Here is a 15,482-nt window from a genome sequence, read left to right as displayed (position 1 = left end):
GCCCTGTCGGCGTGTTCCGGACCGGTCAGCTCCGGTACCGGGCGCGGCCCACGGCGGCGGCCACCGTCAGGGGAACGGTGAGCACCGCGGCGGTCAGGAACATCCCCCGGTAGGCGTGGTGTTCCGCCGGGCCCGCGGCGAGGGCGCTGGCCAGCGCGCTGCCGACGTAGAGGGCCACCCCGAACATCGCGACGCCGGTGGCGCGGGCCGCCGGGGACAGCGCGGTGGCCCAGGACTGGATCGTGGAGTGCATGAACGACCAGCCGCCACCGAGCAGCAGCGCGCACCCCACCAGCGCGGGCACCGACTGGCTCGCCGTGGCGAGGCCGAACGCCACCGCCATCTGCACCCCGCCGACCACGATCAGCCGCACCGGCGTCCAGCGCCCCACCAGCCGCTTGACCTGCTGCGCCGCGGCCATCGAGCCCACGCCGTACAGCGCGGACACCGCACCGGCCAGCGTCGCCGAGGCGCCCTGGGCCTCCAGGGCGGGTGCGAGGTAGGTCAGGAAGCCCAGCAGGACGGCGCCTTCGAGCATCGCGACGGCCATGACGTACCACTGCCAGCGGGACCGCAGCACGACCTTGAACGGGGCGAGCAGCGCACCGGGCGCCGCCCGCGGCGGCTCCGGCAGCCGCCGCAGGGCGACGATCAGGTAGGCGGCGATCACGCCGGGGAGGGCGAAGACCAGCCGCCAGCTGACGTAGTGCGCCAGCGCCCCGGCGACGACGGTGGCCACGGCGGTGCCCAGCGCGAACGCGGTCATCAGCTCGCTGAGCGGACGCTGGCGGACCGCGGCGGGCACGGTGTCCCCGACGTAGGTGATGGACGCGGCGATGGACGCGGCGAAGAACGCGCCGGCCGCCACGCGCGCCACGATCAGGACCGTCGCGCCGGGTGCGAGCACCGAGCAGAGGGCGGCGACGGCGGCCCCGGCCAGCGAGAGCCGCATCACCCGCACCCGGCCCAGCCGGTCGCTCAGCAGCCCCCAGACCGGCTGCATCAGGCCGTACGCGAGGAAGTAGCCACTGGCGGCGAGCATCACCGTGGTCAGCGGGACGCCGAGTTGGGTGCCGATGAGCAGCAGCATCGGGGTGATGCAGAAGCGGTCGAAGTTGCTGACGAAACCGGCGGTGCGCAGCAGGCGCAGCGAGGCGGCGGGTATCGGCGGGGCGGCCGGGCCGATGGCGGCGGCCGCGGCGGCCGGAGCGGGCGGGGGAGTGGTGCGGGGTGAGTCGGCGGTGTCCATGGGGCTCCTTGTGGCGTGCACTGCCGGTGTGGTCGGACCGGCGTGTCCAGCCCATCACCGCGGCCAGCCGGCGGGACCCCGCAGCCGATTACCCTTGCTCACACCCTGGGGCACGGCCGAGGCCCCGGCGGCAGCCGTGCGGGGGGGGGAGTGGGGCGTGAACGACGGCGGATCCGGCGGCCCGCGCCGCGAGCTGGGCGCGTTCCTGCGCTCCCGTCGCGAGCGGCTGGCGCCCGCCGACGTCGGGCTGCCCGGCTCACCGCGGCGCCGCACCCCGGGCCTGCGGCGCGAGGAGGTCGCCGAACTGGCCGGGGTCAGCAGCTCCTGGTACGCGTGGCTGGAGCAGGGGCGGGTCCGTACGTCGGAGCAGGTGCTGCGGTCCGTGGCGCGGGCGCTGCGGCTGAACGCGGACGAGACCGCGCATGTGCTGTCGTTCGGGGAGCACGCCGCACCGGCCGGGCAGGCGCCGGGATGGGTCTCGCGCAATCTGCTGTCGCTGGTGGAGAAGCTGGCGCCGAACCCCGCCGTGGTGCTCGACCCGCACTGGGACCTGCTGGCCTGGAACGCCGGGTACACGGCGCTGCTCACCGACCTGGCGCGGCTGGCGCCCAAGCAGCGCAATCTGCTGTGGCTGGTGTTCCGCTGGCCGCCGGCCCGGTCGCTGCTGGCCAGTTGGGAGCCGGAGGCGCGGAGTCTGCTGGGCCAGTTCCGGGCGAAGGCGGCCCGGCATCCGGAGGACGGCCGCTATGCGGAGATCACCGAGGAGCTGCTGGCCGACCCGGACGCGGCCGCCTGGTACGGCCGCCGGGAGACCTCGGCCTTCCATCCCGCCGTCCGCCACTTCCGGCACCCGGTGGCCGGGGATCTGCGGCTGCGGTACGTCAAGCTCGCCGCCGTGGACCAGCCGGGCCACCATCTGCTGGCCTACCTTCCCGACGACCCGGCGACCGAGGAGGCGCTGACGGCGCTCACCGGGTGAGCCGGTGCCGCTGCGTGCGACGGGTGCGGGCAGCACTGACGGCCCGGCCGCGCCGGAGGGCTGCGGCCGGGCCGTCACCCGCACCACCGGCGCACCGCGGGGGCCGGTGCGTCCGGAGGCGGGTGTCAGGGCCGCGGTGTCAGGACGTGAGCACCGCCTTCATCACCGACCCGTCGGCCACCGCGGTGAGCGCGTCGGCGTGCCGCTCCAGCGGGAACGGCGTCACCAGGCTCGCCAGGTCGAAGCGGGCGGTGAGGGCCGGCAGCAGCCGGACGTACTCGACGAGATGGGCGCCGGTGAAGGCCCAGGAGCCGACCACATCGAGCTGCCGGTGGACGATCTGGTGCGGGTTGATCAGGGTGTCCCCGGCGTCCGTGTACTGGCCGATGATCAGGTAGCTGCCGCCCCGGCGGGCCAGGGTGAGGCCCTGTCCGACGGCGGCCGGCACCCCGGCGCACTCGATCACCAGGTCGGCGCCGTCCCCTCCGGTGGCGGCCCGTACCTCGCGCAGGACCTTCCCGGGGTCGGCGGCGTCGGCGATGTTCAGGTGGACGTCACCAATACCGGCCGCCGCGGCCCGCTCCAGCCGCCCGGCCGGGCCGCCGACGACCACCACCTCGGCGGCCCCGGCCAGCTGCGCGAACGCGGCGGCCGCCAGCCCGACCGGGCCGCTGCCCTGCACCACGACGGTCTCCCCGAGCCGCACCGGCCGCCGCTCGTACAGCGCGTGTGCCACGGTGGGGCCGGCGCAGGCCAGCGACATGGCGGCGAGCGGGTCGGTGCCGTCGGGGACCTTGATCACGGTGGTGCCGGGTTGCAGCACGATGTGGTCGGCCCAGGCCCCGGAGAGTTCCGGCCCGTCGGCGAGGGCGCGGTTGACGCCGTAGGTGCGGCGCCGCTCGCACAGGGTCGGTTCGCGGTGCAGCCGGCAGGGCGGGCAGACCCCGCAGGCGAGGGAGGAGGCCCACATCACCGTGTCACCGGCCGCCAGCGGCGCTCCGGTGGCGTCCTGGTGGAGGCCGTCCCCCAACTCCCGTATGACACCGAGCCCTTCGTGCCCCAGGACCAGCGGGACGGGGATGTCCAGGTGGCCCTGCTGAAGGTGCAGATCGGTGCCGCAGATACCGCCGTAGCCGCAGGCCACGATCATCCCGCCGGCGGGGGCCGGGGGCAGCGGGAACTCCCGCAGTCGCGGCGGCCGGCCGAACTCCTCCAGGACGACGGCGCGTCCGGTGCGCCCGGTCATGCCGTCACCGCGCTCAGGCTCTGGGAGAACGGGGCCGCCAGCGGGCGCAGCGGCTCGGTGTCGCGGCACACCACATGCTCCGGGCGGGGTTCCCCCTGGGGCCGTGGCAGGTTGGCGGTGTCGTTGTAGGTGGCGATCAGCAGCCGGCGGGCGAACGGCGACATGTTGGGGGACGAGCCGTGCACGATCTCCGGGGAGAACAGCACGACGGAGCCGGCCGGGCCCTTGGGGCTGGTCATCCCGTGCCGGTCGACGAGTTCGGCGAGCTGCTGGGGCGACAGCGAGATGTCGTCGGGGTCGAGGTGCTGCTCGGACCGGGCGGCGGCCGTGCGGCCCTCGTGGACGAGGCCGTCCCGGTGCGAGCCGGGCAGGAAGATCACCGGCCCGTTGAACTCGGTGACGTCGTCGAGGAAGACACCGATGTTGACCTGGCGCGGGGCGGGCAGGTGGTCGGCCAGCCGCCAGGCGAGAAAGTCCTGGTGCCAGGCCCACTTGTCGCCGCCGAACGCCGGCTTCGCGTTGATCTTGAACTGGTAGACGTAGACGTCGTCGGTGAGCAGCTGCCGGACGGGCTCCAGGATGCGCGGGTCACGGATCAGCCCGGCGTACTCGGGCTGCCGCTGGTGCGAGGAGTAGACCGCGCGCACCTCCGTGCCGCCGTCCTCGGTCACCACCTGCGGTCCGGGCACCTTCGCATCGCGGGCGAAGGCGGCGCGGAGGGCCTCCACCTCCTGCGGGTCGAGGAGGGAGGGGAGCAGCAGGAACCCCTGCTCGTGGTATTGGTCGGCCTGTTGCTGGGTCAGTCGCATGCGGTTCTTCTCCTGAGAGGTGAGGGAATCCCGTCGGGGCGGACCGGTGGGCTGAGCGGACCGGGGGTGGGGGGTCAGCCCATGAAGTGCCCGCCGTCGACGACGAGTTGCTGTCCGGTGACATAGCCGCTGCGCGCGGTCACCAGGAATTCGAGGGCGTCGGCCATGTCGTCGGCCGTGCCGAGCCGGCGGCCGGGGATGGTGTCCAGGACGGCGGCCAGCCGCTCGGGGTCGTCGAGGCGGTAGCGCTCGGTGACCTCTTCGGTGTCGGTGAAGCCGGGCAGCAGGGCGTTCACCCGGATGTGCGGGGCGAGTTCGAGGGCCAGGCACTTGGTGAGCTGGAGCAGGCCCGCCTTGCTCGCGCAGTAGTTGGCGCCGTTCGCCCGGGGCCGGATCGCCGTGGTGGAGGCGACGTTGACGATGCTGCCGCCGCCGGCCGCCACCATCGCGGGCGCCAGGGCCCGGGTGAGGTGGAAGGGGCCGGAGAGGTTGGTGGCCAGCACCGTGTCCCAGTCCTCGTCGGCCATCGACAGGAACGGCCGGTCGCGGTTGACACCGGCGTTGTTGACGAGGACGGCGGGCGCGCCGTACCCCTCGGTGATCCGGGCGCCGACCGCCCGGATCTCCGCGGGCCGGGCGAGGTCGCAGCGCAGCGTCTCGATCCGGCCGTCGCCGGCCTTCGCGGTCTGCTGCGCGGCGGCGTCGTCACCGCGGTAGAGGGCGATCACCCGGTGGCCGAGGGCGGCGAGCCGGAGGCTCAGGGTCCGTCCGATGCCGCGGGTGCCGCCGCTGACCACGGAGAGCGTCATGACATCTCCTTCGTGGATACGCCCGGCTTTGGCCGGGTGAGGAAGGGAAGCTCCCGCGTGAGCGGGGCGGGGAAGGCCGATTCGCCGTCAGGGCGGATCGGCGTCGATCCGCAATGGTGGTGAGGCGGCGAACATGGGCCAGGAGCTCTCAACTGTCAGTCCCCCCAGGTAGGTTGCTGTTCATGGCGACGGAAGCGAAGACAGCAGGCGGCGGGCACGCCCGGTTCGCCTACCGGCTTCGTGTGTCGTCCACGGCCTGCGCTGCACTCGAAGCCGAGTGGGACCGGTGCCGGTGGCTGTGGAACGAGTGCGTGGCCAAGTCCAAGCAGGTCGGCGCCTGGAACAAGACCCGTCCCGAAGGCGCGGAGAAGCAGACGTGCGGGCCGGTGCAGCTCGCCGCGATGCTGACCGAAGCCCGCGCCCGTACCGAGTGGCTGCGTGAAGGCGCATGCGTCCCGCAGCAGCAGCTGATACGCGACTTCGGCAGGTCCCGCGCCAAAGCCCTCAAGGACATCAGGGCCCGGTTGCCGATGCGGCAGCGGGCGGGGATGCCGAAGTACAAGAGGAAGCGTGACGCGCTTCCCACCCTCGAGTACACCAGGCGGGGTTTTCGTCTCAGGGATGGCCGTCTGCACCTGGCGGGTGGCATCGTGGTGCGGGTGGTGTGGTCGCGGGACCTGCCCGAGCCGCCGTCGTCGGTGCGTGTGTACCGCGACAGTACCGGCGCCTGGTACGCCTCCTTCGTCGTGCCCGCCGTGCCCGAGGACCTGCCCGCCACTGGTCGTGTGATCGGGATCGACTGGGGCATCAGGGAGACCGCGACCACCACATCCGACGACCACGACCTTCCCCATCCGCAGTACGGGAAGAGCGCCGCCCAGCGCCTTGCGAAGTACCAGCGGATGATGGCCCGCCGCAGACCCGTGAAGGGGCAGGCCGCGTCGAAGGGTTACCGCGAAGCGAGGCGGCAGACCGCGAGACTCCACAAGAAGGTGGCCCGGCAGCGTCAGGACTCCGCTCGAAAGTGGGCCAAGCGCGTGGTCCGTGATCATGATGCTTTGGCTGTGGAGGACTTCAGGCCGAAGTTCCTTGCCAAGTCCTCGATGGCCCGCAAGGCCGCCGACGCCGCGATCGGCGCCACCAAGGCGGCGTTGGCCGAGATGGGCCGCAAGCACGGGCGGGCCGTGCATCTGGTGCACCCCGCGCACACCACGATGGACTGTGCACGGTGCGGAGCGAGAACCAAGCACGCACTACCTCTTTCCGAGAGAACCTATGCCTGCACCGCGTGCGGAGCGGTATCCCCCAGGGACAAGAACTCCGCCCGCGTGATGCTCGTCCGGGCTGGTCTTCAACCCGGCTGGTGCTGATCGTGTAAGACCTGTCGGCCCGCCGGGCCGCAGGCGACGTGAGCCAGGAATCCCCCTCGTTCACGAGGCGGAGGAGTCAAGACATCTCCCTGAAGTGGCGTGTGGGTGCGGTCAGTTGGCGACGAGGTCGCCGCGCCGGAGGCCCGAGCCCTCGGGCACCTCGGCCGGGTCGCCGCCCACGCCGCTGATGCCGTTGTGTGCGTCGACGAAGACCACGTTCGGGACGAAGGCGGCCGCCTCGTCGTCCGTCATGGCGGCGTAGGCGATGAGGATGACGAGGTCGCCGGGGCTGATGAGGCGGGCCGCGGCGCCGTTGATGCCGATGACGCCGGAGCCGGCCGGGCCCTCGATGACATAGGTGGACAGCCGGGCGCCGTTGTCGATGTCGACGATGTCGACCTTCTCGCCGGCCATCAGGTTCGCGGCCTTCATCAGGTCGGCGTCGACGGTCACCGAGCCGACGTAGTGCAGATCGGCCTGGGTGACGGTGGCGCGGTGGATCTTCGACTTCATCAGGGTGCGGTACATGCGGATTCCTCACGTGTGGTGGGAGGGGTGATGGCACGGCGCGGCCGCGGGTGGGGCCGGCCGGTGGGTCAACGGCCGGGTCAGACCGGCCAGGTGGCGTAGCGGCGCATGCCGTACAGCAGCGGCGCCTCGTCGGCGGCCGGGGTGTGCGTCCGGATGCCCAGCACCTCGCCGAGCACGATGGTGTGATCGCCGGCCGGGATGAGCCGGGCGACCCGGCACTCGGCGGTGGCATGGGCGTCCTCGGTCAGCGCCGGCAGACCGGTGACGGGCGCGGGCCGCCACGGGACGGTGCGGAAGCGCTCGGCGGCCGGTCCGGCGAACGCCTCGGCGGCCCGCCGCCCCGCGCCGTGCAGCAGGTTGACGGTGAAGGCCCCGCGGGCGGCGAGGACCGGCAGGGTGCTGCCGTTGTTGCCCGCGCACACCAGCAGCTGCGGCGGGTCGAGGGAGACCGAGCACAGGGCGGTGCAGGTGAAGCCGTACGGCGTGCCCCCGGCGTCGGCGGTGGTGATGACGGCGACACCGCTGGGGTGCGCGCTCATCAGGGCCCGGAACGCGTCCCGGGTCACCGCCAGTTCGTCCTGGACGGGGGTCACCATGCGAACGCCCGGGCGTCGTAGAGGTTGACCCCGACGGCGGCCTTGCCCAGGTACTCCAGGCACTCCTGCGGTTTGGCCGGCATCACATGGGCGAACTGCGCCTCGCGGATCAGCCGCTCCAGCGGATGGCTGCGGCTGATCGCGGCCGAACCGCACAGCCGCAGCGCGTCCTGCGCGAGCTGCGGGCCGACCTCGCCGACCACGTACTTGGCGGCGTGCACCATGGCGTTGGCCTCCAGGCTGCCGCGCTGCGCGGTGACGAGATCACCGGCCTCGTGCACCAGGGCGCGGGCGGCCCGCAGCCGGGCGGACATCCGGCCCAGCTCCTGCTGCACCACGGGCGAGTCCGCGCGGGCGGGGGAGGCGGTGACATGGTCGACGGTGTGCTGGAAGAGGGCCTCGGCGATGCCGAGATAGGCGCCGGTGTAGCCGGCGATCATCCAGTGCGGTTCGCGGACGACCTTGAACAGGGACATGCCCTCGACGCCGAGGTAGAGCCGGGAGCGGGGCACCGGGACCTCGTCCAGCGTCATCGGGGCGGTGCTGGTGCCGTACATCGCGGACAGCTGCGGCACGGTGCCGAAGCTGACGCCGGGGTCGTCGGCGGCGACGACGAAGTGCGAGGCCTCGCCGGTGTCCTCGCCGCCGTTGTCGGGGGCGGCCGCGACGACGTAGTAGTCGGCGGCGCCGGCCAGCGACACCATCGACTTCCGGCCGCTGAGGAGGTAGTGGCTGCCGTCGTCGGAGAGGCGGTAACGGGTCTGCATACCGCGGAGCTTGGCGCCGCGGCCGGTCTCGGAGGTGGCGGAGGCGAACAGCTTGCGGCCGTTCACGACCTCGTCCAGCATCCAGGCACGGAAGGCCTCGGCGGCCGGGGGCAGCCGGGTGCCGGCGGCATCGGCGAGCGCGCCGATGACGACATGGTGCATGTTGAAGCCGAGGGCGGCGGCGCCGTGGTGCACACCGAGTTCGGCCAGCACCCGCCAGTAGTCGCCGAAGCCGAGGCCGGCGCCGCCCGCCTCCCGGGGGGCGAGCAGGGCGAGCAGACCGGACTCGCGCAGGACGCGGTAGCTCTCGTGGCCGTTGTCGTGTCCGGCGTCGGTGTCCGCGGCGAGCGGGGCGAGCCGTTCGCCCGTCTCCGCGGCGAGTTTGAGGAGATCGTCGAGGGGGGTCGGCAGCGTCATCGAAGTCCTTCGGGTCGGTGGTCGGCCGGTCGGGTCATCGACCGGTCAGTTCTCGACGGGCAGGCCGAGTTGCCGGGCCACACCCACGCGCAGCAGGTCGTTCGGACCGGCGTAGGTGAGGGCGGCCATGGGGGCGGCAAGGTCGGCGGCGAGGTCGAAGCCGGGGAGGAAGGCCCGGACGCCGGACAGCGCGGTGGCGTGCTCGGTCATCCGTACGTAGTCCTCGGAGACGGAGATCTTGGTGAGGGCCGCCGCGGCGGCCAGCTGCCGGGCCGGCGTACCGGCGTCGAGCCGGGCGGCCATCGCGTAGAGCTGGACGCGGGAGCGGTGCAGCGCCAGCGCCATCTCGCTGATCCGCCCCGCGACCTGGTGGCTGGCGCCCATGCGGCGGCCGAAGTGGTCGCGCTCGGCGGCCCAGCCGGTGGTACGGGCCAGGAGGCGCCGCATCGGGCCGAGGGCGTAACCGAGGACGAGGGACCGCTCCCAGGCGGTGGTGGAGGCCATCACCGCCAGCCCGGAGCCCTCCTGGCCGAGCAGTGCGCCCGCCGGCAGCCGGGCGCCCTCGAAGAGGAGCTCGCCCATCGGCACGGTGGGCAGCGCCGTCTTGGTGAAGGTCTCACCGCGGCGGATCCCCGGCAGATCGAGCGGGAAGAGGAACGCGGACAGTGCGAACGGGGAGCGTCCCTCGGCGGTACGGGCGAAGACGATCGCCCGGTCGGCCACCGGCGCCGCGGTGATGAACGTCTTGGCGCCGTCGAGCACGAAGCCGTCCCCGTCCCGCCGGGCGCGGGTCTCCATGGAGAACGGGTCGCTGCCGCCGCCGCGTTCGGTCAGCGCGTGGCACAGCAGCTCCCGGCCCTCCTGGACCCCGGCGACCGCGCGCCAGGCGTCGGCGCCGAGGGCGTCCCGCAGCGGGAACTGCATCCCGAAGATCTGCGAGGCCAGCGCGTAGCACAGGCCCGGGTCGGCGCCGGCCAGCCCGATCCCCTCGATCATGGCGAGCGAGCGGGTGACCGGGCCGGGTGCCGTGGCGTCCGGCGCGGCGAGCCGGAGCACCCCGAGTTCGGCCATGGTCTGCCACTGTGCGCGGAAGTCCTGGCCGGCGAGCTGTTTCAGCACCGGAGTGGCCAGCTCCCGGTAGCTGTCGACGAACCCCTCGGTCTCCGGTGCGCCGGTGCACAGCGCCGCGGTGGCCGCCGCGCTCATTTGCCGCCCTCGGCGGAGAGCTTCTCGATGGCGGCCCACAGGGCCTTGGGGCTGCGGAAGTTGGCGGCGACGATCTCGGTGTCGGGCAGGCTGACACCGGCCTCCTTGTCGAGCGCCGCGACGATCTCCATGATCGCCAGCGAGTCGACCAGGCCCCGCTCCAGCAGCGGGGTGTCGGCGTCCAGGGAGCCGGCGTCCTCGCCGGGCCCCCAGGTGATCCGGCTGCCGATGAGGGTGCAGAGTTCTTCGACGCTGTTCATACGGTGATCTCCTCGGGGAGTGCGGGGGCCGCGGGGTGGCCGCCGGTGTCGCGCAGCGCGCGGCGGTCGACCTTCCCGCTGGTGGTGGTGGGCAGGGTGGCGAGCGGAACGATCCGGTCCGGCAGCATCCGCCGGGGCAGCACCTCGCGCAGCGCGGCCAGGACCTCCCGTTCGGTGGCGTCGGTCTGTGCGTAGGCCCAGATCTCGCCGGTGTGCGGGCCGTCCTTGGCGACGACCGCGGCGGTGCCGATCCGCGGCAGCTCCAGGACCGCGTTCTCCACGTCCATCAGGTCGATACGGTGACCGCGCCGCTTGACCTGGTTGTCGCGCCGGCCGCGCAGGAAGACCAGGCCGTCGGGGGTGATCCGGCCGAGGTCGCCACTGGCGTAGGCGCGGCGGGCCACGCCGTCGCGGCAGGTGACGGTGGTGGTGGGGTCGTCGGGGGCGCCGCCGCGCAGATAGCCCTGGAAGACGACGGGCCCGGCGATATGGATCTCGCCCTCGCCGTCGGTGGGCGCACCGTCCTCGTCGAGCACCTCGATGTGGACGCCGCCGATCCCGCGGCCGATGGGCAGCTCCCGGTCGGCGGTCCAGTCGGCGGGCACCCGGTAGTAGGTGCAGGCGTTGGTCTCGGTCGGCCCGTACAGGTTGTAGAACGGCACCCCGTTGAGCAGCCGCAGATAGCGCTCCAGCAGTTCGGGCGCGAACGCCTCCCCGCCGAAGGCCGCGATGCGCAGGGCGGGCGGCGGGGCGTCGGCGATACCGCCCTGCTGGAGCATGTTGTGGTAGAGCGACGGCACGGCCATGAAGGCGGTGATGCGCTGTTCGGTCAGCCAGCCCACGACATCGCGCGGGAAGGCCCGCAGCAGATCCGGCATCAGGACCGTACAGGCCCCCGCGGCGGCGGCACTGAACAGGTCGAAGGTGGTCAGGTCGAAGGTGAGCGCGGCCTGCGAGCCGATCCGGTCGTCCGGGGTGAGGCCGAACTCACCGGCGGCCCACAGCGCGTAGTGGGCGACGTTCTCGTGCGAGAGCAGCACGCCCTTGGGCCAGCCGGTGCTGCCGGAGGTGAACAGGAGGTAGCCGCCGGAGCCGGTCGGCGCGGGCAGCGGCGCGGGCCGCTCGGCGGGGGCGAGGATCCGCAGCCGGTGCAGACCGTGGCCGAGGGCGTCCTCCTGGGCCGGTGCGCCGTCGCGGGCGCGGGTGGCGGCCCGTTGGGCCCCGGTCAGCGCGCGGTCGACGGTCACCAGCAGGGACAGTCCCGCGTTGCGGATCATCCGGGCGGTGCGCTCCGGCGGGTCGGCGGTGTCCAGCGGCGCGGCCACCGCACCGGCCCGCAGCGCCGCGTACAGGGCGATGACGGTGGCCGGGGTCTTGGGGGCGTAGACACCGACCCGGTCGCCCGGTGCCACACCATCGGCGGTCAGCCGGTCCGCCAACGCGTCCACGGCGCGGTCGAGTTGGGCGTACGTCCAGCTCTCACCGGCCCCCTCCAGGGCGGTGCGGTCGGGGTGGGCCCGGGCCGAGCGGGCCAGCAGGGCGTCCAGGCGTACGGAGGCCGGTGCGCTCATCGGGCGGCCTCCACGGACTGCGCCTGCCCGGCGAGGAAGTCGCACACGGTGTCGGTGACGAGGTCGGGGCGGACCAGATGGGGGTAGTGGTCGCAGCCCTCGGGGACCAGGCGCCGGAACGGGCCGCTGACCGCGCGCTCGACGGCGTCGACCTGGGCCAGTGAGCCGTACTCGTCCGCGTCCCCCTGGATCATCAGCACCGGCGCGGTGACGTCGAGGTCGTCTTCCAGGGACCAGCTGCGGAAGGCGGGCGAGAGCCAGACCCCGCTCCAGCGGTCGAAGACGCCCCGGGGGTCGTCATGCACCATGGCCATCTTCCTGGCGAGCGGGCCCGCGTCGTAGGAGGCGCGGGCGTTCTCGATGCCGACGCGGTTCTCCTCCTCGAAGTACATGTGCGGGCCCATCCCGATGACGGCCTCGACGGGGTGCGCCGAGGCGTACAGCAGGGCCATGGACGCGCCGTCGCTGTGGCCGACCAGGACGGGGCGGTGCAGGCCCAGCGCGCCGAGCAGTTCGGGCAGCACGTCCTGGGCGTGCTCGTGCATATAGCGGGGGGTGCGCGGCAGCGGGTCGGGGCCGCTGCCGCCGTTGCCGTGGCGGGAGTAGACCAGGGCGCGGCGTCCGGTGGCGGCGGCCAGCCGGGCGGGGAAGCGTCCCCAGGCCGCGAGGCAGCCGAGTCCGCCGTGCAGGAAGACCAGGGGCGCCAGGTCCGGGTCACCGTCGATCAGGACGTGTTCCAGGGGACCGTTGCGCGTATCGATTACGGGCACAGCAAATCCTTCTCAGTGATTTACGGCAGCAGAAGGGGCATTTCGGAAAACGCAGCCGAGGGCATGCCGCGCCGATGGCGCGCCGCGGCAGCGTGCCGGGGCGCGGAGGAAGGCGAAGGTGAAGGTGAAGGGTGAAGGTGAACGAGCAGCCGGAAAAGCGGCAGCAAAGGTTAAGGAAAAAGACTTACCAGAGGGTGACGGTCATCAAGGCAGCGACGGTGAAAGGCCGGCGCATCGCATTAGGTCGAATCAATCAAGCCGAACCTCGCGCCGCCGAAGGGGCGGTGCGGTCCGGTAACAGAACTAGGAGGCGTTCGCAGCGGCAGCGAAGAAAGGAACTCCGAACGCGGACACCTGCGGGACGGCCCGACGGGCCAGGGACTCTTTTACTTTCACTTTGGCCGAATTTTGCGCCGTCGCACTTGACGGGTACACCAACGTCCTTGCACATAACCCCCGTTGAACGTGTGACTGCCCACCAGCGGCGTCGGCTACCGGCCCGGTGCTTCCCGGGGCGCTGTCCACTCGGCGGCACCAAGAACACTAGACACTGGGCAGGGGGTGGAGAAATGAAATTGCTGAACCGCCTATACGCTCAGCGAATGAACATCGACCTGCGTCATCTGCGCTGCTTTCTGGCCGTAGCCGAGGAAGGCGGCTTCACGGCCGCCGGCCGCCGCCTGCATCTCGCCCAGCCCACCCTGACCCGCAACATCAGGTCTCTTGAGGACTCCCTGGGCGTCCGGCTCTTCGAACGCAGCACCCGCAGAACGGAGCTGACCGACAAAGGGCAAACCCTGCGCGACACCGTGGCCCCGCTGCTGCGCCAACTCGATTCGGCGCTGCGGGATTTAGGGAAAGGGGAGAAACTGCGCATCGGGTTCAGTTGGGGACTTCCCCAGGGTTTGTCGCGACTCGCCTCCCGCTTCGGCGAGGAGGCCGGCGTCGGCGTCGAATTCATCCGCTGTGACACCCCCCAGGCCGGACTCGACACCGGCCAGGCCCACCTGGGCCTGCTGCGCGGCGAACCCCTGCCGAAGGGCCTGCGCACCGTCCTCCTCTACGAGGAGTCCCGCATCGCGGCGGTCCCCGCGAGCTGGCAGCTGGCCGAACGCACCGCGCTCGACTGGGCGGAGCTCGCCGACCTGCCACTGATCATCAACACCGTCAGCGGCACCACCTTCCCCGACATGTGGCCCGATGGCCGGCGCCCCGCGGTCGGCGCCGAATGCCGCAACATGGACGAGTGGCTGGAGCAGGTGGCCGTCGGCCTCGGCGTCGGCACCGCCCCGGTCTCCGCCGCCCGCCGCTACACCCACCCCTCCGTCCGCCTCATCCCCCTCACCGGCGCCCCCACCGTCCGCGCCTACCTCGCCCACCCCTCCCACGGCGCCCACCCCCAGGCCGCCCGCTTCGCCGACCTGGCCTGGCGGGCGGCCGAGGAACTACAGGAGTAGGGCGGGCAGGAGTGCCGATACCACCGGGCGACGGGGCCCCGACCACGCTCCGGCCGGGGCCCTCGCCTGTCCTGCCGGCGACCGCGGAGGAGAGTATGCGCGGGCACGCGGTGCCCTCAACGGCCTGCGTACGGGCTCTCCCGTCCCGCACCGCACACCATCATGATGAGGTCCGCCACTCCTTCCTCGTCGTTGCTGGGCACGATCAGATCGGCAGCCCGCCGGACGTCCCGGTGGGCGTTGGTCACGGCGGCGGCCAGGCCGGCAGCGCGCAGCATCGGCAGGTCGTTCGGCATGTCCCCGATCGCGGCGGTGGCGGTGATCCGGGTGCCGTAGTATCTGGCCAGCCAGCGCAGGGCCACGCCCTTGTCCACATTCCGCGGAGAGATCTCCAGGAAGTACGGGGTGGAACAGGTGGTCTTGAGGGCGTCATCCGGCCGGGTGAGCGGTTCGGCGAGCGCCGGTCCCGGCACGGCGGGGTGGACGGCCAGAATCTTGACCACCTGGTCGTCCCGGGCGAGTGCGGCGAGCGCATCGGGGACCCTCTGATGAGGCCAGCAGTCGGGCACCAGAGCGCCGAAGTCCGGTTCCAGGAACAGCCCCCGGAGTGTGTCGACCCCCAGCGCCACGCCCGGCAGCCGGGCCCGCAGCCGCCCGAGCACCGAACCGACCTCGGGCCCGGCGAAGCCCCGGCACCTCACGACCCGCCCGCTGTCCACCTCGGCGGTGACCGCTCCGTTGCTGCACACCACCAGGCCGCCGAGGCCGTGGTCGCGCGCCACGGCCAGGGCATCGCGCAGCGGCCTGCCGGTGACACCTGCCACCGGCAGGCCGCGGCTCGCCGCTCGGGCCAGAGCGCTCCGGGTCACCGGACCGATGGTCCCGGCCGTGTTCAGCAGTGTGCCGTCGAAATCGGTACAGATGAGCCGGACGCGGTCCGGTGCGGTCACGGCAGCGCCGCCCCGGCTCGGTCCGCGGCGCCGGCGACCGGTTCCCGGCTGGATGTCCCGGTGACCGGCACCCGCAGCTTCAGCTGGGTCGGTCTGTCGTCGGTGAGCCGCAGTTCCACATGGCCGTTTCGCTCGAGCCGTTGGGAGACGGGTGACCGGATCAGCTCGACCCAGATCCAGTCGCTGTCGGTGTCCAGCAGCCAGGGAATGCCACCCGCCGCTGCCGTCGCCGGGCCGGGTCCGGGATCCCCGCGCCGGGCCGGCGGCACGACACGCGCGATGATGGCCGGCGCATCGAGGATGTCGACGGACACCGGATTGCCGTTGCGGTCCAGGGAGATCCAGATCCGGGAGGAGAAGTTGATCCGTACGCTCGGGGAGCAGTCGCTCCCGGGCTCCGGGCCATCCGCCGCGATGGACAGCACTCCGACGCCGAAGTCCCAGCTCACTTCGGGCTGTTCGGTGTCACCGACAATGGTGTGCTCGCTCATGTTG

General features: G+C 72.7%; 15 protein-coding genes and 1 pseudogene. 3 read left to right on the top strand and 13 right to left on the bottom strand.

Translation table 11 applies throughout. The features are described from left to right. Nucleotides 1–25: 25 nt before the first annotated feature. Nucleotides 26–1,249 carry an MFS transporter gene (locus QT196_RS14185; RefSeq protein WP_266731086.1) on the bottom strand — a complete coding sequence of 408 codons (1,224 nt, stop codon included), beginning with the start codon at nt 1,247–1,249 and terminating at the stop codon, nt 26–28. A 157-nt stretch (nt 1,250–1,406) separates the two neighbouring features. Here QT196_RS14185 and QT196_RS14180 point away from each other — a divergent pair, with 157 nt between their 5' ends. Further along, nucleotides 1,407–2,228, top strand: coding sequence for a helix-turn-helix transcriptional regulator (locus tag QT196_RS14180; RefSeq protein ID WP_266731084.1), 822 nt, complete (start codon nt 1,407–1,409; stop codon nt 2,226–2,228). A 139-nt stretch (nt 2,229–2,367) separates the two neighbouring features. Here the strand turns inward: QT196_RS14180 and QT196_RS14175 are convergent, their stop codons facing one another. The 3 genes from QT196_RS14175 to QT196_RS14165 all read right to left on the bottom strand — a co-directional run bounded on the left by QT196_RS14175 (nt 2,368) and on the right by QT196_RS14165 (nt 5,092). Further along, nucleotides 2,368–3,474 (bottom strand): zinc-binding dehydrogenase, encoded by a 1,107-nt coding sequence (locus QT196_RS14175; RefSeq protein WP_168479166.1) that lies wholly within the window; start codon nt 3,472–3,474, stop codon nt 2,368–2,370. Then, a complete protein-coding gene (locus QT196_RS14170) occupies nt 3,471–4,283 on the bottom strand; it encodes a phytanoyl-CoA dioxygenase family protein (protein ID WP_168479165.1) in 813 nt (270 codons plus the stop codon). Before QT196_RS14170 ends, QT196_RS14175 begins: the two co-directional genes overlap by 4 nt. 74 nt (nt 4,284–4,357) lie before the next feature. Beyond that, a complete protein-coding gene (locus QT196_RS14165) occupies nt 4,358–5,092 on the bottom strand; it encodes an SDR family oxidoreductase (RefSeq protein ID WP_168479164.1) in 735 nt (244 codons plus the stop codon). 182 nt (nt 5,093–5,274) lie between these two features. Between QT196_RS14165 and QT196_RS14160 the strand changes: the two are divergent. Continuing rightward, nucleotides 5,275–6,475 (top strand): annotated as a pseudogene (locus tag QT196_RS14160) (transposase); the annotation flags it as partial. A 98-nt stretch (nt 6,476–6,573) separates the two neighbouring features. Here QT196_RS14160 and panD read toward each other — a convergent pair. From panD to QT196_RS14125, 7 genes are all read right to left on the bottom strand, one after another. Then, nucleotides 6,574–6,990: an aspartate 1-decarboxylase gene (gene panD, locus QT196_RS14155; RefSeq protein WP_266731082.1), complete on the bottom strand. Its 417-nt coding sequence runs from the start codon at nt 6,988–6,990 to the stop codon at nt 6,574–6,576. A gap of 80 nt (nt 6,991–7,070) precedes the next feature. After that, nucleotides 7,071–7,589: a flavin reductase family protein gene (locus tag QT196_RS14150; RefSeq protein WP_168479161.1), complete on the bottom strand. Its 519-nt coding sequence runs from the start codon at nt 7,587–7,589 to the stop codon at nt 7,071–7,073. Next, entirely contained in the window at nt 7,583–8,773 is a 1,191-nt protein-coding gene (locus QT196_RS14145) for an acyl-CoA dehydrogenase family protein (RefSeq protein ID WP_168479160.1), read from the bottom strand. Before QT196_RS14145 ends, QT196_RS14150 begins: the two co-directional genes overlap by 7 nt. A gap of 45 nt (nt 8,774–8,818) precedes the next feature. After that, nucleotides 8,819–9,979 (bottom strand): acyl-CoA dehydrogenase, encoded by a 1,161-nt coding sequence (locus QT196_RS14140; protein ID WP_168479159.1) that lies wholly within the window; start codon nt 9,977–9,979, stop codon nt 8,819–8,821. After that, nucleotides 9,976–10,239: an acyl carrier protein gene (locus QT196_RS14135; protein ID WP_052718961.1), complete on the bottom strand. Its 264-nt coding sequence runs from the start codon at nt 10,237–10,239 to the stop codon at nt 9,976–9,978. The genes QT196_RS14140 and QT196_RS14135 overlap by 4 nt, the downstream gene beginning before the upstream one ends. Then, on the bottom strand, nt 10,236–11,810 hold the full coding sequence (locus QT196_RS14130) for an amino acid adenylation domain-containing protein (RefSeq protein ID WP_290355004.1): 1,575 nt from the start codon (nt 11,808–11,810) through the stop codon (nt 10,236–10,238). Before QT196_RS14130 ends, QT196_RS14135 begins: the two co-directional genes overlap by 4 nt. Further along, on the bottom strand, nt 11,807–12,580 hold the full coding sequence (locus QT196_RS14125) for an alpha/beta hydrolase (protein WP_290355003.1): 774 nt from the start codon (nt 12,578–12,580) through the stop codon (nt 11,807–11,809). Before QT196_RS14125 ends, QT196_RS14130 begins: the two co-directional genes overlap by 4 nt. Nucleotides 12,581–13,182: 602 nt before the next feature. Between QT196_RS14125 and QT196_RS14120 the strand changes: the two genes are divergently transcribed. Continuing rightward, the gene (locus tag QT196_RS14120; RefSeq protein ID WP_290355002.1) at nt 13,183–14,037 is read left to right on the top strand and encodes a LysR family transcriptional regulator; all 855 of its coding nucleotides are present in this window, start codon (nt 13,183–13,185) and stop codon (nt 14,035–14,037) included. 116 nt (nt 14,038–14,153) lie between these two features. Here QT196_RS14120 and QT196_RS14115 read toward each other — a convergent pair whose 3' ends face one another. Then, nucleotides 14,154–14,987: an HAD family hydrolase gene (locus QT196_RS14115; RefSeq protein ID WP_168479155.1), complete on the bottom strand. Its 834-nt coding sequence runs from the start codon at nt 14,985–14,987 to the stop codon at nt 14,154–14,156. Then, nucleotides 14,984–15,478 carry a hypothetical protein gene (locus tag QT196_RS14110; protein WP_290355001.1) on the bottom strand — a complete coding sequence of 165 codons (495 nt, stop codon included), beginning with the start codon at nt 15,476–15,478 and terminating at the stop codon, nt 14,984–14,986. The genes QT196_RS14115 and QT196_RS14110 overlap by 4 nt, the downstream gene beginning before the upstream one ends. Between the last annotated feature and the right edge of the window lie 4 nt (nt 15,479–15,482).

Origin of the sequence: Streptomyces sp. P9-2B-2, assembly GCF_030406865.1 — a bacterium.
Classification (GTDB): domain Bacteria; phylum Actinomycetota; class Actinomycetes; order Streptomycetales; family Streptomycetaceae; genus Streptomyces; species Streptomyces platensis.
Note: the sequence above shows the minus strand (reverse complement) of the source record. Positions and strands in the feature narration are given on the sequence as shown.